The 18872-nt window shown below is 65.9% G+C and carries 17 protein-coding genes; 4 read left to right on the top strand and 13 right to left on the bottom strand.

The features are described 5' to 3' along the window. Positions 1-252: 252 nt before the first annotated feature. The 5 genes from ACT86A_RS11430 to ACT86A_RS11450 form a co-directional block, all read right to left on the bottom strand. Complete coding sequence (locus tag ACT86A_RS11430) at positions 253-1254, bottom strand: VWA domain-containing protein (RefSeq protein WP_445092032.1); 1002 nt, start codon at positions 1252-1254, stop codon at positions 253-255. Further along, complete coding sequence (locus ACT86A_RS11435; RefSeq protein WP_445092033.1) at positions 1251-2201, bottom strand: DUF58 domain-containing protein; 951 nt, start codon at positions 2199-2201, stop codon at positions 1251-1253. The genes ACT86A_RS11430 and ACT86A_RS11435 overlap by 4 nt, the downstream gene beginning before the upstream one ends. 32 nt (positions 2202-2233) lie before the next feature. Further along, a complete protein-coding gene (locus ACT86A_RS11440) occupies positions 2234-3427 on the bottom strand; it encodes an AAA family ATPase (RefSeq protein ID WP_445092034.1) in 1194 nt (397 codons plus the stop codon). Positions 3428-3585: 158 nt separating this feature from the next. After that, positions 3586-5004, bottom strand: coding sequence for an NlpC/P60 family protein (locus ACT86A_RS11445; RefSeq protein WP_445092035.1), 1419 nt, complete (start codon positions 5002-5004; stop codon positions 3586-3588). A 427-nt stretch (positions 5005-5431) separates the two neighbouring features. Beyond that, the gene (locus tag ACT86A_RS11450) at positions 5432-5998 is read right to left on the bottom strand and encodes an Rv1476 family membrane protein (protein ID WP_445092036.1); all 567 of its coding nucleotides are present in this window, start codon (positions 5996-5998) and stop codon (positions 5432-5434) included. Between the two features lie 287 nt (positions 5999-6285). Here ACT86A_RS11450 and ACT86A_RS11455 point away from each other — a divergent pair, with 287 nt between their 5' ends. Together ACT86A_RS11455 and ACT86A_RS11460 are read left to right on the top strand one after the other, a co-directional pair. Continuing rightward, entirely contained in the window at positions 6286-9102 is a 2817-nt protein-coding gene (locus ACT86A_RS11455) for an aconitate hydratase (protein WP_445092037.1), read from the top strand. Positions 9103-9414: 312 nt separating this feature from the next. Further along, complete coding sequence (locus ACT86A_RS11460) at positions 9415-10029, top strand: TetR/AcrR family transcriptional regulator (protein ID WP_445092038.1); 615 nt, start codon at positions 9415-9417, stop codon at positions 10027-10029. Between the two features lie 183 nt (positions 10030-10212). Here ACT86A_RS11460 and ACT86A_RS11465 read toward each other — a convergent pair whose 3' ends face one another. The 7 genes from ACT86A_RS11465 to ACT86A_RS11495 all read right to left on the bottom strand — a co-directional run bounded on the left by ACT86A_RS11465 (position 10213) and on the right by ACT86A_RS11495 (position 16654). Then, positions 10213-10944, bottom strand: a complete 732-nt coding sequence (locus ACT86A_RS11465) for an amino acid ABC transporter permease (protein ID WP_445092039.1) — start codon at positions 10942-10944, stop codon at positions 10213-10215. Next, entirely contained in the window at positions 10944-11618 is a 675-nt protein-coding gene (locus tag ACT86A_RS11470; RefSeq protein ID WP_445092040.1) for an amino acid ABC transporter permease, read from the bottom strand. Before ACT86A_RS11470 ends, ACT86A_RS11465 begins: the two co-directional genes overlap by 1 nt. Next, entirely contained in the window at positions 11615-12475 is an 861-nt protein-coding gene (locus ACT86A_RS11475; RefSeq protein ID WP_445092041.1) for a transporter substrate-binding domain-containing protein, read from the bottom strand. The genes ACT86A_RS11470 and ACT86A_RS11475 overlap by 4 nt, the downstream gene beginning before the upstream one ends. A gap of 92 nt (positions 12476-12567) precedes the next feature. Then, positions 12568-13347, bottom strand: coding sequence for an amino acid ABC transporter ATP-binding protein (locus ACT86A_RS11480; RefSeq protein ID WP_445092042.1), 780 nt, complete (start codon positions 13345-13347; stop codon positions 12568-12570). Positions 13348-13829: 482 nt separating this feature from the next. Next, positions 13830-14603, bottom strand: coding sequence for an IclR family transcriptional regulator (locus ACT86A_RS11485; protein ID WP_445092043.1), 774 nt, complete (start codon positions 14601-14603; stop codon positions 13830-13832). A 576-nt stretch (positions 14604-15179) separates the two neighbouring features. Then, on the bottom strand, positions 15180-15989 hold the full coding sequence (locus ACT86A_RS11490) for a hypothetical protein (RefSeq protein ID WP_445092044.1): 810 nt from the start codon (positions 15987-15989) through the stop codon (positions 15180-15182). Positions 15990-16147: 158 nt separating this feature from the next. Further along, positions 16148-16654 carry a MarR family winged helix-turn-helix transcriptional regulator gene (locus ACT86A_RS11495; protein ID WP_445092045.1) on the bottom strand — a complete coding sequence of 169 codons (507 nt, stop codon included), beginning with the start codon at positions 16652-16654 and terminating at the stop codon, positions 16148-16150. Positions 16655-17031: 377 nt separating this feature from the next. Here ACT86A_RS11495 and ACT86A_RS11500 point away from each other — a divergent pair, with 377 nt between their 5' ends. Together ACT86A_RS11500 and ACT86A_RS11505 are read left to right on the top strand one after the other, a co-directional pair. Next, positions 17032-17487 (top strand): hypothetical protein, encoded by a 456-nt coding sequence (locus ACT86A_RS11500; protein ID WP_445092046.1) that lies wholly within the window; start codon positions 17032-17034, stop codon positions 17485-17487. A 44-nt stretch (positions 17488-17531) separates the two neighbouring features. Continuing rightward, positions 17532-18461 carry an MvdC/MvdD family ATP grasp protein gene (locus ACT86A_RS11505; RefSeq protein ID WP_445092142.1) on the top strand — a complete coding sequence of 310 codons (930 nt, stop codon included), beginning with the start codon at positions 17532-17534 and terminating at the stop codon, positions 18459-18461. Positions 18462-18585: 124 nt separating this feature from the next. On the opposite strand, the gene ACT86A_RS11510 is transcribed toward ACT86A_RS11505, so the two are convergent. Next, the gene (locus ACT86A_RS11510; RefSeq protein ID WP_445092047.1) at positions 18586-18819 is read right to left on the bottom strand and encodes a helix-turn-helix domain-containing protein; all 234 of its coding nucleotides are present in this window, start codon (positions 18817-18819) and stop codon (positions 18586-18588) included. Positions 18820-18872 lie beyond the last annotated feature (53 nt).

The raw sequence follows: 18872 nt of genomic DNA on the forward strand, positions 1-18872 counted from the left end.
AGGTTCAACCTACCTGGTCGGATCGATCGGCAACGACGCGGCCGCCACGTTCGTGGTGCCGGCTTTCATACCCGGAACTGGTGGTGCGACGGCGTAATGCCCGGACACGTGACAACCCGCACGGACGTGCCGCCGTCGGGGTGCTCGCACGCCGCGAAAGCCAGCGGCCCATCGGTATTCGAGACCGCCGGCCGAGTCGCACCGCCACACGCGGCTGACATAACGATGACCGCAGCGCGGCGCATTCGAACGCTAGGGCAAACGCTGGCGATACAGCAGCCCGACGACGACTCCCGTGGCGATGACCAGTAATCCCAGCAGCAGCCACGGACGACTGGCGTCGCCTCTGGTCAGCTCATAACCGATCTGCTGCTCCAAGGTGTCATAGACCCGGGTCAGCTCCTGCAAGGACGACGCGGAATAGAACTCTCCGCTGGACAGCCGGGCGAGTTCGCGCATGGCCTCGTCATCGACGGGCACCCGCACTTGTTCGCGGCTGCCGTCCTCGCGCGGGATCTCGACGACGCCCCAACTGGTGCCGAACGAGATCGTCGAGATCGGGATGTTCTTGGTCTTCGCCAGCCGGGCGGCGACGAACTCGTGCCGCGGATTGTCGACATCCTCGAACGCCGGGACGGTCTGTTTTCCGTCGGACATCAGGACGATCCGGGCCGGTGGTGGTTGCTGAGCTCCACCGAGGACCGTGGCGAGCGTGTCGATCGCCTGCAACGCGGTGAGAATGCCTTCGCCCGTCGCGGTGCGCTCGGCGAGCCTGACGTTGTCGATCGCCGCCTTGACGGCTTCATGGTTCGTCGTGGGCGACACCATCACCGAGGCGGTGCCCGCGAAAGTGACGAAACCGATGTTCACGCCCTCCGGGAGGCCGTCGACGAACTCCTTACCGGCCTTCTTCGCGACCTGAATCCGGCTCGGCGCGACGTCGGTCGCCTCCATCGATAGCGATACGTCCATCACCAGCATGACGGTCGCGCGGTTGCGCGGCACCTTCTTGACCGCCGTCGGCCCGGCCGCGGCGACGGTGAGAAACATCAAGCCGATCAGCAGGAGTGCGACAGCGACGTGCCGGAACGGGCCCGGCCGCGACGGAGCGACCTTCTCCAGCAGCTCCATGTTGGTGAACGTCAACATGTGCTTGCGCCGGTTGCGTTGCACCAGGACATAGCCGAGCGCGATCAACGCGATGACGGCGAGGAATCCGAGCCAGATCTGTGCGGTGAAATGCGAAATACTCACTGACGTGGCACCCGCCCGGTCGGGGCGCCGAAGCTGTGGCGCCGGGTGGACACGAACCGGACCACGTCGGCGATCCAGTCCCGATCGGTTTGCAGGGTGAGCACCGGAGCGCCACAGCTGCGCAGGGCCTGTTCGACCTGCTGACGGTGGCGCTGCGCGGCGGCCGCGAAATCCGCGCGCAGGGTAGGCGTCACGCTGAACTCGCGGGTGCGCCCGGTCTCCGGGTCGTGCAGCACGACGTCACCGATATCGGGCAACGACAGGTCGCGCGGGTCGAGCACCTCGACCGCCAGCAGATCGTGCCTGGCGGAGATGGCGCGCAGCGAGCGCTGCCAGTCGATGTCACCCAGGAAATCACTGATGATCACCGCGAGTCCGCGCTTGCGCTGCGGGCGGCGCAACGATTCGATGCCGCCGCGCAGGTCGCCGCGCACACCGTCACGCGCGTGCGGTGTGGTGGCGATGCCCCGCAGCAACGACTGGGCATGCAGGCGCCCGCCGCGTGCCGGGATGCGGACCAACCGCTCGCCGGTCGCGATGACCGCACCGATCCGATTGCCGCCGCCACTGGTCAGATGCGTGATGGCGGCCGCGGCGGCGATCGCGAGATCGCGCTTCTGGCAGGCGGCGGTGCCGAAGTCGAGGCTGGCCGACAGGTCGACCACCATCCAGGTTTCCAGCTCCCGGTCCGCGATCATCTGCCGTACGTGCGGGTGCGTGGTGCGGGCGGTGACCGACCAATCCATCTGGCGCACATCGTCACCCGGCTGGTACGCGCGCGCCTCCCCCGGCTCGGAGCCGGGTCCCGGGATGAGGCCGAGGTGGTCACCGTGCAGTACGCCGTCGAGCCTGCGGCGCACGGTGAACTCGAGAGTCTTCAGCGCGACCGAGAGCCGGGGGTCGGTCAGCTCCCCTGCGTGAAAAGTCGGCGGTGCGTGCGACGACATCGGCACTGGCGCAACCGGATCCGATGCCGAGGTCACTTCGGCGGGATGGTGCCCGCGGGCTGCGACGGCTGCCCGTTCGGCGGCTGGGGCACAGCCTGCTGCGGCGGCACAGGCGGCTGCGGAATCTGCGGCTGCGGAATCGGCGGCGGCGGAGCACTCTGCCCAGCGGCGACCGGCGCGACGGCCTGCGGCGCGACCTGCGGCAGCCCGACGGTCTGCAGCACGCGCTTGATCACGTCCTCCGGACTGATCTCGTCGGCGAGCGCGTCATAGGACAGCACCAGACGGTGCCGCAGCACGTCCGGGATCACCTCGACGACGTCCTGCGGCACCACGTAGTCCCGGCCGCGGATCAGTGCGACCGCACGTGCCGCGGCGATGATCCCGAGGCTGGCGCGTGGCGAAGCGCCGTAGGAGATCCAGCTGGCCACATCCTGCATGCCGAAGTCGGCCGGCTTGCGGGTCGCCGTGATCACTCGGACCACGTAGTCCACCAAGGCGTGATGCACGAACGTGTTGGCCGCGACTTTCTGCAGGCGGATCAGGTCCTCCGGCTGCAGGATCCGGCTCGCCTCCGGCGGGGTCACGCCCATCCGGTAGATGATCTCGCGCTCTTCCTCCACGGAGGGGTAGTCGACGAGGAGTTTGAACAGGAAGCGATCGCGCTGCGCCTCGGGCAGCGGGTACACACCCTCGCTCTCGATCGGGTTCTGCGTGGCCATGACCAGGAAGGGATCCGGCATCGGATAGGTCTTGCCGCCGATCGACACGTGCCGCTCGGCCATCACCTCGAGCAGGGCCGACTGCACCTTGGCGGGCGCCCGGTTGATCTCGTCGGCGAGCACGAAATTCGCGACGACCGGGCCGAGTTCGGTGTCGAACTCCTCGCGACCCTGGCGGTAGATGCGGGTACCGATGAGGTCGGTGGGTACCAGGTCGGGCGTGAACTGGACGCGCGCGAACGAGCCACCGACCACCCTGGCGAACGTCTCCACGGCCAGTGTCTTCGCGATTCCGGGGACGCCTTCGAGCAGCACGTGACCCCGCGCGAGCACGCCGACCAACAGGCGCTCGACCAGGCGATCCTGGCCCACGATCACCCGCTTGACCTCGTAGATCGCCTTCTCCAGGGTCTGGACGTCACGCTCGAGGGTGCTGGGCGCGGAGCCCGGCGCATCTTTCGCCGAGTTCGCCCCGCTCACACCGTCCGTCGAAGTCACCAACATCCCCGCTTTCGCTTTGGTCCTGTGCGTGCTGCCACAACTATTCCAGGTAATCACGGCCTGTGCCGCAACGGGACCCGACATGACGGGAATTCGACACCGCCGGCGAGCACTTCGACAACCGGAATGTCCGATATGTCAGGAATGTGTCAGGAGATATGTCATGAGACCACCCGCACCGCGTAGGGCATGATGCCGCTCTCCCGAACCGGGGACACCCGCACTACCTCACCGGACTGGGGCGCCTCGACCATCTTGCCGTCACCGAGATACAGCGCCACGTGCTGGCTGCCGTTCGGACCCCAGAACAGCATGTCGCCACGTTCTCGATCGCCGACCGGCACCCGAGTGCCCGCGTTGTACTGGTAGCCGCTGTAGTGCGGCAGCGAGACCCCGATACCAGCGAACGCATAGACCATCAGACCCGAGCAATCGAAGCCCGATTTGTTGTAGTCGCCGTAACTATCGGCGACGCCGCCATCGCGGATGCCGAGCGTCGGCCCGTCTTCGTCGCCGCCGCCCCAGGCATAGGCGACGCCCAGCTGCGACATCGCCCGATCGACCACGATCTCGATCGCCGCCGAACCACCGACCGGGGGCGAGCCCGGTCGTGGGGCACTCCGGCGCGGCGGCGGCGCGTCCTCCAACTGGGTGTGTGGACGCTTTCCGGTGCCCACCTGAGCAGCGCGGTCCCGGGCGGCCAGATTGTCGGCCGCGCGCGCAGCGGCCGCCGCCGCGGCGGCACGCACCACGGCCTCCTCCGCCTTACGCTGCGCGTCCCAGGCCAGGAATGCGTCGCGCTGGTCGCGCAGACCAGCGACATTGTGGCGCGCCTGATCCAGCCTGCCCTGCGCGTCCTGACGTTTGCGCAGCAAGTCGTCGCGCTGCGCGGCCTGCTGGTCGAGCTGGGTCTTGGCCGCGGCGACCGCGTTCTCCGCGTCGGTCTTGCGCGCCGCGGCGATGTCGGCGGCCGCGTCGGCAGCCGCCTTCGCCTGGCGGGCCGTGGAATTCTTGTTGCCCTGATCGATCTGCGCACGGCGCAGACCGTCGAGCACCTGCTGCCGGTTCTTGGCGACCAGCCCGAGCAACTGGGCGCGGTCGAGCGCGGCCGCCGGGGTGGCGGCCGCGAGGTAGGTGATCATCGAGTCGGAGCCGGGCCGGGTGTAGACCTGCGTGGCGAACTGGTCGAAGTTCTGCCGAGCTCGACCCACTCGCGCTCCCGCGTCGGCCAGGTCGCGCTGGGTATCGACGACCACCACGGCCGCCGCGTCGGCGGCGTCGCGCGCGTTCTGCAGATCGACCAGGGCACGGTTGACGCCTTCGCGGCGCTGCGCGACCAGGTCGTCGAGCTGCCGCAATTGGTGGTCGGCGACGGCCACGTCATTGATGAGCGTGCTCACCTCGGCCACCCCGGCGTCGACTTGGGCACCGGCTTGGGCGATCTGGCCGTCGCTGGGATTTTGCGGAGGAGGCGGCAGAGCGGCGACCGGTCCGGCGGCAAGGACCGCGGTAACTGAAACCAGCAATCCCATAGCGATCCATAGCGGGCGCCGCTGGGCTAGCTCGCCGTTGTTGCGCATCACACCTCCCACGGACCGGATTCCGGCAATGCCTCGAGGGCATCAGGCGAACCATGACGCACTGTGGTCGACAGATGGCTCTGGAGACACTTATTCCCCGTCCGCCACCATTCGAACCGTATGTCACATAAGTCACATGAACAACAGCAGTAACACGACTCGACCCCAAAATTGTGAATTGCTGATGATTTGCCAAACTCGGCGCAGCCTTCCCTTGCGCAGAACAGACCACATCGGACAGAAAGTTAGCTAGAGAGAAACTGAAGTCCGGATCGACCCCACGTTCGGATCCTCGCATGCTTCGCGCCAGGGAAGGAGGCGTCCAGAATTCCCGCGGCGCCTGTGCCCTGCGGCCAATGCCGGCGAGCGCTCGGACGCACCGCCGAGCAGAGCTACGCGGCCCGCAAGGGCGGGGCCGTCCGGTGTATCACCCTCCGGCAACCGGCGTACCGGGGGCGCGCCCGCGACCGCCGTCTTCACGTGTCCGGCGGCTCTTGACCCAGTACAGCCCTACGATGGCCGCCAGCGTCCCGGCCAGCAGCACACAGGTGATCGCGGTCCAGGACATCGATTCCGGCGATTCCAGGCGGTCCGCGAAGACGCTCGCCGCCTCGCCGCTCTCGCCGTGCCGGTACTTCGCGGCGTCCTCCGCCCATTCCAGCCGCACCCGGCTGATCGTGTCGCTGTAGGTGCCGATCCAGTCGTCGCTCAAGACGACGACCGTGCCGTGCTGTGTCTTGCCCACCTCGGTAGCCAGGTCACGTAGGCTCGATTCGTGTCCTGGATTACCAGGGATGACCACTATGCTCAGCGGGATTCCGTGGGCTCGCGCTTGCGCGACGGTGGCCGCCAACTGTTCCTCGTCCTTGCCGGTCAGTGTCGCGACGTGATCATCGGTCAGATCGGCGGTGAGCGAGCGCACGGTGTCGGTGGTGAGGTTCGGCGGCAATTCGGCGGCCATGGGGCGGAAAACCGAGGTGTGCGGGGCGGTCATCTTCCATCCGGTCTGTCGAGCCGCATCGGCAAACCGAAGCGACAGGCATCCAACACTGCAGGGTCGAGCGAGGCCCCCCTTTGCCGGCTCGAAAGCACAGTACGCGACGGAGTGTCGCAGCACTTGCCCACGGCGCGCCGACCGGCCCCTGGTATTTCACAGGACAAGCGTACTGTTAAGGTCGTATCGCGAGGAACCGGTCGCCCAGCGGCGCCGGAGCACCTCCGAAGACTCGGTCGCCGGCACAGCCCCGTCGGCGGCCATCCTCACAGACTAGTGGAGCTGACGTGACGACAAGTATCGATACTTTCGGCGCCAAGGGCACCCTCGAGGTCGGTAGCAACTCCTACGAGATCTTCCGCCTCTCCGCCGTGCCCGGCACCGAGAAACTCCCCTACGCACTGAAGGTCCTCGCGGAGAACCTGCTCCGCACCGAGGACGGCGCGAACATCACAGCCGATCACATTCGAGCGATCGCGAGCTGGGATCCGTCGGCGCAACCGAACACCGAGATCCAATTCACGCCCGCCCGCGTGATCATGCAGGACTTCACCGGCGTGCCGTGCATCGTCGACCTGGCCACCATGCGCGAGGCCGTGGCCACCCTCGGCGGCGACCCGGACAAGGTGAACCCGCTGGCTCCCGCCGAGATGGTCATCGACCACTCCGTCATCATCGACGTGTTCGGCCGCGAAGACGCCTTCGAGCGCAACGTCGACATCGAGTACCAGCGCAACGGTGAGCGTTACCAGTTCCTGCGCTGGGGCCAGACCGCATTCGACGACTTCAAGGTCGTCCCCCCGAGCACCGGCATCGTGCACCAGGTCAATATCGAGCACCTGGCTCGCGTCGTCATGGTCCGTAACGGGCAGGCCTATCCCGACACCTGCGTCGGCACCGACTCGCACACCACGATGGTCAACGGCCTGGGCGTGCTCGGCTGGGGCGTCGGCGGTATCGAAGCCGAGGCGGCCATGCTGGGCCAGCCCGTGTCGATGCTGATCCCACGGGTGGTCGGCTTCAAGCTGACCGGCGAGATCGAGCCCGGCGTGACCGCGACCGACGTGGTGCTGACCGTTACCGACATGCTGCGCAAGCACGGTGTGGTGGGCAAGTTCGTGGAGTTCTACGGCAAGGGCGTGGCCGAGGTTCCGCTGGCCAACCGCGCCACCCTGGGCAACATGAGCCCGGAATTCGGTTCCACCGCAGCGATCTTCCCGATCGACAGCGTGACCGTCGACTACCTGCGCCTGACCGGCCGCTCCGACGAGCAGGTCGCGCTGGTCGAGGCCTACGCCAAGGAGCAAGGCCTCTGGCACGACCCCGACTCCGAGCCCGCCTACTCCGAATACCTCGAGCTCGACCTGGGCACCGTGGTGCCCTCCATCGCGGGCCCCAAGCGTCCGCAGGACCGAATCCTGTTGTCGGAGTCCAAGGCCGCGTTCCGCAAGGACATCCACAACTACACCGACGACGAGGTCAGCGGCCCGGCCGCGACCACACCGCATTCGCATCTGGACGAGGCGCTGGAGGAATCATTCCCGGCCAGCGATCCGGCCGTGCTGTCCTTCGCCGACGACGACGCCGTGCTGGCGTCGGCCGCCAACGGCGCGGCGGGTCGTCCGTCCAAGCCGGTCACGGTGCGCAGCGAAGAGTACGGCGACTTCGTGCTCGATCACGGCGCGGTCGTGGTCGCCTCGATCACCTCCTGCACCAACACCTCCAACCCGTCGGTCATGCTCGGCGCCGCCCTGCTGGCCCGCAACGCGGTGGAGAAGGGCTTGACCCGCAAGCCGTGGGTGAAGACCTCCATGGCGCCGGGTTCGCAGGTCGTCAACGGCTACTACGAGAAGGCCGGCCTGTGGCCGTACCTGGACAAGCTGGGCTTCAACCTGGTCGCGTTCGGTTGCGCCACCTGCATCGGCAACACCGGCCCGCTGCCGGAGGAGATCTCCAAGGCGGTCAACGACAATGACCTCACGGTCACCGCGGTGCTGTCGGGCAACCGTAACTTCGAGGGCCGCATCTCTCCCGACGTGAAGATGAATTACCTGGCCTCGCCGCCCCTGGTCATCGCCTACGCGCTCGCGGGAACCATGGACTTCGACTTCGAGCACGACCCGCTCGGCGTGGACCAGGACGGCAAGGACGTCTTCCTGAAGGACATCTGGCCGGCGCCGCAGGAGATCCAGGACACCATCGACCGGGTGATCAGCCGCGACATGTTCCTCGCGGACTACAAGGACGTTTTCCGCGGCGACGAGCGGTGGCGCAGCCTGCCCACCCCGGAGGGCAAGACCTTCGAGTGGGCCCCGCAGTCCACCTACGTGCGCAAACCTCCCTACTTCGAGGGCATGCCGCAGACCCCCGAGCCGGTCACCGACATCAAGGGCGCACGAGTGCTCGCGCTGCTGGGCGACTCGGTCACCACCGACCACATCTCACCGGCGGGCAACATCAAGCCGGGCACCCCGGCCGCCCAGTACCTGGAGGCCAACGGCGTCGAGCGCAAGGATTACAACTCCTACGGCTCCCGTCGAGGCAACCACGAGGTGATGATCCGCGGCACCTTCGCCAACATCCGCCTGCGCAACCAGCTCCTGGACGACGTCTCCGGCGGCTACACCCGCGACTTCACCCAGGAGGGCGGCCCGCAGGCGTTCATCTACGACGCCGCGCAGAACTACCAGGCCGCGGACATCCCGCTGGTCGTGCTCGGCGGCAAGGAGTACGGTTCGGGCTCGTCGCGTGACTGGGCCGCCAAGGGCACCCGTCTGCTGGGTGTGCAGGCCGTCATCACCGAGTCGTTCGAGCGCATCCACCGTTCGAACCTCATCGGGATGGGCGTCATCCCGCTACAGTTCCCCGCGGGCGAGTCGGCCGCGTCGCTGAAGCTGGACGGCACGGAGACCTTCGACATCGAGGGCATCGTCAAGCTGAACGAGGGTGTCACCCCGAAGACCTTGAAGGTCACCGCCACCAAGGCGAACGGCGACAAGATCACCTTCGACGCGGTCGTGCGGATCGACACCCCCGGTGAGGCCGACTACTACCGCAACGGCGGCATCCTGCAGTACGTGCTGCGCAACATGATCGGTGCCTGATTGCGCCGTCTTCGGCGGCGCGGGTTCGCGGCTCTGAAGTCTCGTGTTTGCGCGCCCGGGACTCGCGCCTTCGGCGTGTGCGCTTCGGGCACGCAAACACGAGACAGGCGCGAACGTCTCGTCAGGCTCGTTGCCGACGGGGATGCCCAGGCGCAAGCGGCAGGTGTGTCGGCGAGCGCCTGGGCGCGTAGTACATGAGCCTGCCGTCACATGAGGCCGCTCGGACCGCTGCTCGCCTCGCCCATACTGTGAGAACCCCCGCCTCGGTGGACCACCGATGCGGGGGTCCGTATATCCCGTTGGAGGGGCCCGATGCCCAAGGTCAGTGATGATCACCTCGCCGCCCGGCGCAGCCAGATTCTCGACGGGGCACGTCGTTGCTTCGCCGAGTACGGCTACGACGGCGCCACCGTGCGCCGCATGGAGGACGAGATCGGGCTTTCCCGGGGCGCGATCTTCCACCATTTCCGGGACAAGGACGCGCTGTTTCTCGCCCTCGCTCAAGAGGACGCCCAACGCATGGCCGAGGTCGCGGCCAACCAGGGCATCGTGCAGGTAATGCGCGACATGCTCGCCGACCCCGAGCAGTTCAATTGGCTGGGAACGCGTTTGGAGATCGCGCGGCGGTTGCGCACCGATCCCGAATTCCGCGCCGGTTGGACCCAGCGTTCGGCCGAGCTGACCGCTGCCACCCTGGCCCGCCTGGAACGCCGCAAGGCCGCAGGCGCACTGCGTGATGACGTCCCGACCGATGTCCTGCTCGGCTACCTCGACCTCGTCCTGGACGGCTTGATCGCCCGGATCGCCTCCGGCCACACCAACGAAAACCTCTCCGCGGTATTGGATCTGGTCGAAGCCTCGGTCCGCTCCCCCGCCCAGCTCCCCCAGCGAAGTCCCGGCCGACGACCACTGACCGAGGAGGGCTGAAGCGAACGAAGCATGCGGCACCCGTCTACGCACGCTGCGTGCGCGACCGCGTCCTCGGCCCCCTCACAGGCGAGGCACGCGACCAGCTCACGACCGTAGGCGAAACGCTTTTCGCTCACCTCGCCCCGGAGTCGCTCTTCAGCGCCGGAGCCCGGAGATGACCTGAGACAACTCAGGGGCAAATCAGGCTCCCGCAACTTCGACGGCACGTTGTGGACGCCGAGCGGTGCGAGGTTGCAGGTTGGCGCCACTGCGCTCCAGTCGGCCGGCGAGCCGAGTCAGCGGGTAGCAGATGACGAAGAAGAACAGCAGAACTCCGGCGAAGATCGGGGTGGCATGTCCGTCGCCGGCCGAGAGTTGGTAGAACTCGACGGCCTGTCGGGAGCGCTGGAGTACGTCGACCACGCCGATCAGGGAAGCCAGGGTCGTTGCCTGGATGAGGTCCACTGTCAGGTTCACGATGGGCGGAATCATCCGCGTGCGGGCCTGCGGCAGGATCACCATCCGCATCGTTGGAACCCATCCGAAGCCCAGGGCCTTCGAAGCTTCGAACTGAGCCTTCGGGATCGAGCGGATCGCGCCCCGCACAACCTCCATGACATTGGCGCTGCCCCAGAGGGTCAGTCCCACTATTGCCGCACCTGTTGACGCGAGTTGCACGCCGGTGGACGGCACCACGAAAAAGACGATGAACAGTGTCGCCAGCAGTGGCAGTCCGCGGAAGAGGTGGAGGTAGACAGTCAGAACCGCCCGGACCGCCGCGGACGCTGCGCCGGCCGGCAGGCAGAGCAGCACACCCAGCACAAGGCCGAGGCCAACTGAGGTCAAAACGGACACCAGCGCAACCCAGAGCGTCTGAACGGCGCCTTTTCCGACGAGATCGAGGGTCGGTCCAACCCAGTCGAGGTGGTCCATCACACACCTGCTCCCAATGCGTATCGGCGGCTGATCAGGTGCATCAAGGAGCTGAGCAACAGCACCAGCACGAGATAGATGATCGCCATGACAACGAACAGCTCCACCGTCCTGAAGGTCTCGGCGGACAGGCGCTGAACCGTGAACGTGAGCTCGGCAAGTCCGATGCCCAACATGAGCGCCGAGTTCTTGAGCACCGAGATCAACGTGTTGGTCACACCCGGCAGGGCGAGGCGCACGCCGATCGGAATGGTGACGTTGACGAACGCCTTGCTCTTGGAGAACCCCAGGGCTCGCGCGCCCTCCAGGTAGCGCGTGCTGACGGCGGTGAGCCCGGCCCTGAAGTTCTCGGTGTTGTAGGCACCGCCCCACAGGACCAGCGAGATACACCCGACCGCGAAGGCGCTGAGGGTGAGTCCCAGCGCCGGCCCCACAAAGAACAGGAAGAAGACCTGCACCAGCAGGGGCGTGTTGCGGATGATCTCGACGTAGATGCGAACTACCTGGCGGACCACAGGCACGCGGAGTTGATCCGCAGTGGCGCCCGCCAGGCCCACGACCAGCGAACCGGCGATACCGATTGCGCTGATCGCAAGCGTCATCATCAGGCCTGACCCGAGTGCATGCGCGTACTTGATCGCAGCGAAGTCACCGATGGCGAGTGGCATGGTCATTTCGAGCAGTCCGCGAGCGTGTTCTCGTCGGTATAGGCGATGCTCGCGCCAGGGCGCGGCATGTTCCCGGCGAAGGTGGCGGCCGCTTCCTTGTTCTGGACGGCCTTGTTGAAGATGGTCCAGAAGGTGTCCTTCATCTGCATGTCGGCGAGCGCGGCGTCGACCCACTTCTTGGTTTCGGTGTCGCCCTGTCGGATACCGAGACCCCAGGGGGTCTGGGCCTCGTCCTGGCCGACGACCTTGAGGCTCTTGTCGTTGAGGGCAAGTCCGAGCAGCAGCGTGCTGTCTTCGGCGAACGCCACTCCGCGGCCCGCCTTCAGTGCCGCGACGGCGTCGCTGGTGGAGTCGAGGCGCAGCTGCTGCGAGTCGGCGTAGCAGTTGGTGAGGAAGGTACTCGACGTGGTGCCGGTCTTCGTGATGATCGTCTTGCCGTGCAGGCTCTGCCATCCGTCGAGGTTCGAGCCGTTGGCAACCAGGAGCTTGGCGCCACTGGTGAAGTAGGCGGTCGAGTAGTCGATCGTCTTGGCCCGTTCCTGGGTGTAGCCCAGTGTCGAGATGATGAGGTCGATCTTGTTGGTGGACAGGTATGGGATTCGGTTCTGGGGCGTGACGCAGGTGAAGCTGACTTTGGAGTCATTGCCGAAGGCATATGCAGCGAGGGTGCGCGCAACCTCGGCGTCGTAGCCAGCGTTACCGCCGGTGAGGTCGGTGTAGCCGAACGGCGGGTAGTCACAGGCGATGCCGACACGAATCTGGCCCTGGGCCGTCCAGGCGCTCGGAACGGCAACGCCGACATCGACCGGCTTGTTCGACGTTTCTGCCGCAGGATTGGCGCCACCGCAGGCGGTGATCGTCATCAGCAGCGCCAAGGCGGCAGCTGGAATGAGTGCGCGGGTGAATTTCACGGTTCGTTCCTACTCATCGGGTTGTGGAGGTGGCGCCGACTCGGTCAGGCCAGGACTTTGCGGAGGAAGCGGCGGGCGCGTTCGCTGGACGGGTCGCGCAGGACGACTTCGGGGTCGCCGTCTTCGACGATTTCGCCGCCGTCGATGAAGACCACACGATTGCCGACTTCACGGGCGAAGCCCATCTCGTGGGTGACGGCGAGCATGGTCATTCCGGTAGCCGCAAGCTCTCGCATGACGTCGAGGACCTCGCCGACCAACTCGGGGTCGAGGGCTGAGGTCACCTCGTCGAAAAGCATGACGTGGGGCTCCATCATCAAGGAGCGGGCAATCGCAACGCGCTGCTGCTGACCACCGGAGAGCTCGTGCGGCATGCTGCGTTCCTTGCCGGACAGGCCGACGCGAGCCAGCAGAGCTTCGGCGTGGTCTTCGGCCTCCGAACGCGGCTTCTTCAGCAACTTGCGAGAGGCGAGCGTCAAATTGTCGATGACGCTCAGGTGTGGGAAGAGATTGTACTGCTGGAAGACCATGCCGACCTTGCGTCGCACAGCGTTGAGGTCGGTGCTCTTCGCGGTGATATCGACGCCTTCGATGAAGACCTGACCGGAGGTCGGGTGCTCCATCAGGTTGATGCAGCGCAGCAGGGTGCTCTTTCCGCCGCCAGAGGGTCCGATGACCGCAACCACGTCTCCGCGGTTCACAGCCAGGTTGACCTCGCGCAGGACCACGTTGTCACCGAACAGTTTGCGAACGTTGCGGAGTTCGATCATCGGCTGCTCGGCCGAGGCTGCGGCCTGCCTGGTGCTGAAGGGGTCGCCAGTCATCTGAATCCTTACTAACAGAACGTGGCGTACGCCACTCTCGATAGCGTCAACCTACGACGGCCGGGACCGGCTGAAACATCAATGTTGCAGTGAAAGCAACACGGATTCAGGGACGTTACCGGTCGCTACAAAGGGCAAGCCACGGCGGTTTCGACGCTGTTAAGGCTGTGAAACCTTCAGAAATCGATCCGTTACGAGTTCCCGCAAGGTCGACAGCGGGTCGCGAATCGCCCACGGATCATCGAGGTTGTTGCATCAGCAACAACTTGGAGGTGGCGGTACGGTCGGTTCGGGCGCACGGTCGGTCACACGTCGAAATTGCGAGCCGGCGTTCGGTGGTGACGGGAATGTCGAATCGGATCGAGCCGGCCGGACCGCTTACCGATGATTCGACGGCCGAGAGTCGACCGGTGTGGCACTTGCGCACCTGCCAGGCCCTGGTGGACCTGTGACGACGGCAACGGTCTGCGCAACTATCACGGCTAGCTCACATGCCGTTTGTCGAGCGATCGGGTGATGGAGGTGCTCGCCGCGAGCAAGAGGCGGGCGATGTTGGAGACGTGTGGCAGTACCCGGGAAGTCGGCCCGGACACGTTGACCACGGCGACGATGTGGCCTTGCGCGTTGCGCACGGGTGCGCCGATCGAGGTCAGCCCGACCTCGATCTCCTCCGAGGCGACCGCGAATCCTTGGCGGCGTTCAGCGTGCAGCCGTTTCAGCAGATCATCGAGGCGTCGGGGGGAGTTGGGTCCGATTCGCCCGCCGGCACGCATATCGTCTGCCGTCAGGGCCTCGATCAGTTCGCCGTCGTAGTCGAACATCAGCGCTCGCCCTGAAGCGCTGTAGTGCATGGGGGATCGCCGGCCCACCCAGCCCCCGCCGCGCAGGGAGTTCTGGGACTCCTCACGTAGGACGGTCAGCGATCGATTGGCATCTTGGACCGACAGCAGAGCCACCTCATCGGTGCGCGCCACGAGGACTTGCAACATCGGCCTTGCAGCGCGAACAAGCAGTTGGTCGCCGGCCGCACCTGCCATCACCCGTACCCGCCAGCTCAGCCTGTACCGGCGCGTTTCAGGATCCTGTTCGACGACCTGGGCGCGGCTGAGCGACTGGAGCATACGCGAGACCTGGCTTCGCTCGCGTCCGACAATTCGCGCGAGTTCGCTCACCGAGCGATCGACGCTTCCGCCCGAACTGTCGACTTCGAACGCGAGCAGCAACTGTGCCACCTTCTCCGTCGTCGAGGTTGTCACGCGTCGTGTCGGATCATCGTCAATATTTGTCTTCACAACAACATTACTTCGTCATAGTCCAACTCTTGGACATAAAGCAATACACCAGTGTTGTGCTGAGAGCAACAGTAGGACGGGTTATCTCGAGTGGTGCCGAGCCTGGGGGCACTCACTCCAATGCCGAAGGGCCCTTCACGATGCAGCAAGACCCCGCCCTCGATCAGATTCCGACCGTGCTCTACGACGCTCGGACCCAGTCATCGTTGCAGACTTCCGGCCGCGCGGGCGCCGCATCAGCAATCCCGCGCTTTGTCCGCAGCTACGCGCAGGTGCAGCGTGCGGCAGCAGCGGCGGCGGCGAACCAGACGCTGGGGGTCCTGGACGAGACTGATGCGGTCTCGAGGGCGGCGTCGGAAAGCTCGTTGGCGAGTATCCGCAACGTCAGAGGCTCTCTGAACCAACAACATCCAACGCCGCTAACTCTTGACAACCACAGCCCGCTAGTTCGATGCGCGTACACGGCGGGACCCAGATGCGTGCGAAATCAGTCGGCACGTCGCAGATCCGGCCGAAAGGTACCGAGAGGCGGCGAGGTCTTCAGTACGCGGTGTTGAGGTACTGCGCGGCGTGCGTGGTCCAGGGGACATTCGTGCCCGGCATATTGTGCGTCGCGTACAGCACGTGCTGACCGTGCGGCGGTGGGGTGAGATAGCCGATGACGCCGCGGACTGCCGCACTGTAGCGGTCGAGATTGCCGATGGGGTCGCGGCGCAGGATCTCGAGTAGCTCCGCGAAGATCAGCGGCGCGACGTTGCCGATGCGAGCACCCTCGACGAAGGAGAACGGTGAGATTCCGACATCGATGATGCGCAAAGGCGAATCCGCGGGGGCGGCGGTGATGATGTCACCGGGGTTGGCGTACTCGCGGACCGCGACCGAGGCAGGCCATGCTCCGCGCTGCCCATGGAGCCCGAAGGTCGATGCCGGGCAAAGGTTTCCAACCGACTCACCGGCCCGGCGTAACGGGTTGGCGATGTTCACCGCGAACGCGATTTCCAGCGGCGTACCGTCGACGTTCTTGTACTTCCCCGACCGGACGCCCGCCAAGATCCGGCTCGCGCAGATGCCGCCGAGCGAATAGCTCAGCAATCCGCAAACATTCGGCGAGTCCTGGATGGCTTTCACGCCCGCCGCCGTGCCGAGCCGCACCGACGTATCCAGTGAAGGACCCCAGACATTCGGCGCGGGACCCACCGGTACCGGCCCCACCGAAGCGGGCCAATCGGGCTCGAAGCAGCTGAATCTATCGGTGTCGAGTAGCTTGGCGACGTCGTGCAGCATGCCGGCGGGCGTTCCGTCGGAATTCCGCGGTTCCCCGGTGCCGCGGAGAGTGATGACATCGATCATCGTGTCCTCCTTGCACAATCGCGCCGAAACCTTCGGCACAATTCCACGGTAAACCCGCGCGACACCGCAGGCGCGAGTATCGAGTTACCTCATCCGGCCACGAGTTTCCGCATGTAGAGCGAGATTCAGCGGATCGAAGTCCGAGTGAGCTACCGCGACTACTCCCCTGGTTCCATACTGGTCAGCAGAATTCGCGCGATCCGCTCGAACTCCCGCCGCTCACCGGCGGTCAGCACGGACAGCATCCTGGTCTCGTTCTCGGTGTGTTCGGTGACGACGGTGTCGACGAGTTCCCGCCCCGCCTCGGTGAGGGCGACCCGGATCGCTCGACGGTCCTGTGCGTCCGTGACCCGCCGCACCAATCCCGCCGCCTCCAGCCGATCCAGCCGCCCGGTCATCCCCGCCCGCGAGAGCATGAGCGTGTCGGCGAGAACCGACGGGTTCAACTCGAAGGGCCGTCCCGAACGACGCAGCGCGGCGAGTACATCGAACTCACCGCGCCGCAAGCCGTGTCCGCCGAATACCGCCTCGATCTCGCGCTGTGCCAGCACCATCAGCCTGCCCAGCCTGCCGAGCACGGCCACGGCCTCGAGGTCCAGATCCGGACGTTCGCGCCGCCACTGCGCCACGATCGCGTCGATAGGGTCGGTTTTCCGCTCGGTCATAGCATGAGATCTTATTCGGCGCCATATAGTTTGCCATCGAATTATAAAGCAACGAATTAACTGGAGAACCCGGCGAGCGCTACCGGACCGCACACCCCGCCGCGAGTCTCAGCGGACGCCGCCTCGACCGCTCCGCTCGATGCCGGGCCATCGAACCGCCCGCGGACAACCGGGGCGAGAGGGTTAGCTCGACGATTGCGCTCCGACCATTTTCGGCCTCCTGGAAATCTTTCAGCGCTCCCCGCTTACAGCTCGGAATTCAGTTCGCCACCGGCCCCAAATATCGCGATCCGAACCGCTCGGAGCACCTACCGCGATATGATCACTCACACGCTTGGGGCGTCGTGGCAAATGGTGAGCAGATCGGAGACACGGTTATGAGCGACGCAATCCGCCTTCCCGGGACGACGCCGAAGGGTGACCGTGTTCCTCCGCTGCAGGGCTTGTTGGTCGCGGAATCGGACCGTGAGATCAGCGTGCGCGTCGCCGAGGGAACGTGGACGTTCCGTCGGTCCGACGTTCTCCGCGTTGCCGATTCCGCAGTGCCGCAGCATGATCAAGACGGGCGCGCGGTGTCCGTGGACATCCGTGCGGGCGCCACCGCCGACTTCACCCGGCGACTTCGGATCGACGTGGTCGACCGGCCGATGACCATCGCGGAGACTCCGTCGGAGGCGCTCGGCGACGACCAGCTGCGCCGCCTCACCGAAATCTGGGCCGACCGACTGCAACTCGTCGAGTGCGCGGGCGCGAACGCCGCGACGTTCACCTACTGCCAGACCAAATCGCGCAACGGCAGCGACGACGGCATCAACTGCGACAGTCTCGACTGAACGGCACGCGCATGGCGGCCCGCCGGAAGGCTTCGGTCTTGATCGTGTCCGAATCCGATGACCTCCACGGCACCGCGATGGCGGCGACGTTACGAGAGCACCATGGACTCAGCCCGATCCACCTCGATTTACGCGACTTTCCCCGCGAATCGGGCAGCTTCCGCCTGGACCGGCTCGGAACGGCTCGGTCGCTGTCGCACCTGATCGGCCTCGATGACGTCCGGTCGGTCTGGTGGCGCCGCCCGCACCCCGCGCAGGTGCCCGCGGGGGTCCGGGCCTCGGACAACGACTTTCGCCAAGCCGAGTGCGATGGGTTCATCCAGGGTTTGCTGTGGTCCATCCCGGCCTACTGGGTCAACGACCCCGGCGCCGACCGCACCGCGGGGCGCAAGATCGTGCAGCTGGAGACTGCGCTACGGGCCGGGTTCGCGGTACCGGATACGCTGATCACCAACGATCCGGACGAAGCGCGCAGTTTCGTCGAATCCCGGTCCGGACCCGTCGTTTACAAACGCACCGGTACCAGCCGTGGTGAGTTCGCCGAGACCAGGATCATCACCCGCGACGACTTCGGCAGGCTCGCCGCCATCCGTTCGGCGCCGACCACCTTCCAGGACTATGTCGACGCCACCTGTGACCTGCGCGTCGCGTGGGTGGACGGGATCGAATGGACCGTGCGCATCGACTCCCAGGCCGGCGTCGGCAAGGTCGACTCCCGCCTGGACACCTCGGTCGACTTCGTGCCCGACCACCTTCCCGCCGCGGTGAGCAAATCTCTGGCCACTCTGATGGGTGCGCTCGGGCTATCTTTCGGCGTGCTCGATATCCGGCTGGGCCGCGACGGCGAGTACTACTTCCTCGAGGTCAATCCGCAGGGGCAGTTCGCCTACCTGGAGATCAAGACCGGATTGCCGATCTTCCGCAGCCTGGCCAACCTTCTGGTCGACGGCGACGGCGTCGTAGCTGGTTACTGAGTCCGGAAAAGCGACAACGTCCGCCAGCCGCGGCGACTCACGCACCGCGAGGTCGTTTCCGTCGACACCGTCCTGTGCGGTGCGGACGATCCCCACGGTGCGCATTCATCGCGGCACCGGGACGCTACTGGGCCTTCCGGCGGTTGGCTCCACCGCGCCCGCGAAGTTGCACATGCGACTCCACCAGCACGTTGTGGATGAAGCCATAGGAACGGCCCGTAGACCGCGCCAGTGACCGGATGCTCGCACCCGCTTCGTATTGCTTTTTCAGCTGGGTTTGCAGGCGGTCGCGTGACTTCCCGGTGACGCGTGTGCCCTTACCCAAGGTGGCCTTACTCTGTGTGGGCCTGTCGCTCATGGCTTCCTCCGAGTCGCCGAGCAGCGTCTTTCCAGGCTAAGCACTCAGCCGCC

Source organism: Nocardia glycosmidis, from assembly GCF_052545115.1.

Coding starts and splice junctions, on each gene's coding strand:
- ACT86A_RS11435 (WP_445092033.1), bottom strand. CDS start 2,201: ATGTCGTCGCACGCACCGCCGACTTTTCACGCAGGGGAGCTGACCGAC.
- ACT86A_RS11440 (WP_445092034.1), bottom strand. CDS start 3,427: ATGTTGGTGACTTCGACGGACGGTGTGAGCGGGGCGAACTCGGCGAAA.
- ACT86A_RS11445 (WP_445092035.1), bottom strand. CDS start 5,004: ATGCGCAACAACGGCGAGCTAGCCCAGCGGCGCCCGCTATGGATCGCT.
- ACT86A_RS11450 (WP_445092036.1), bottom strand. CDS start 5,998: ATGACCGCCCCGCACACCTCGGTTTTCCGCCCCATGGCCGCCGAATTG.
- ACT86A_RS11460 (WP_445092038.1), top strand. CDS start 9,415: ATGCCCAAGGTCAGTGATGATCACCTCGCCGCCCGGCGCAGCCAGATT.
- ACT86A_RS11465 (WP_445092039.1), bottom strand. CDS start 10,944: ATGGACCACCTCGACTGGGTTGGACCGACCCTCGATCTCGTCGGAAAA.
- ACT86A_RS11470 (WP_445092040.1), bottom strand. CDS start 11,618: ATGACCATGCCACTCGCCATCGGTGACTTCGCTGCGATCAAGTACGCG.
- ACT86A_RS11475 (WP_445092041.1), bottom strand. CDS start 12,475: ATGACGATCACCGCCTGCGGTGGCGCCAATCCTGCGGCAGAAACGTCG.
- ACT86A_RS11480 (WP_445092042.1), bottom strand. CDS start 13,347: ATGACTGGCGACCCCTTCAGCACCAGGCAGGCCGCAGCCTCGGCCGAG.
- ACT86A_RS11490 (WP_445092044.1), bottom strand. CDS start 15,989: ATGATCGATGTCATCACTCTCCGCGGCACCGGGGAACCGCGGAATTCC.
- ACT86A_RS11495 (WP_445092045.1), bottom strand. CDS start 16,654: ATGACCGAGCGGAAAACCGACCCTATCGACGCGATCGTGGCGCAGTGG.
- ACT86A_RS11500 (WP_445092046.1), top strand. CDS start 17,032: ATGAGCGACGCAATCCGCCTTCCCGGGACGACGCCGAAGGGTGACCGT.
- ACT86A_RS11510 (WP_445092047.1), bottom strand. CDS start 18,819: ATGAGCGACAGGCCCACACAGAGTAAGGCCACCTTGGGTAAGGGCACA.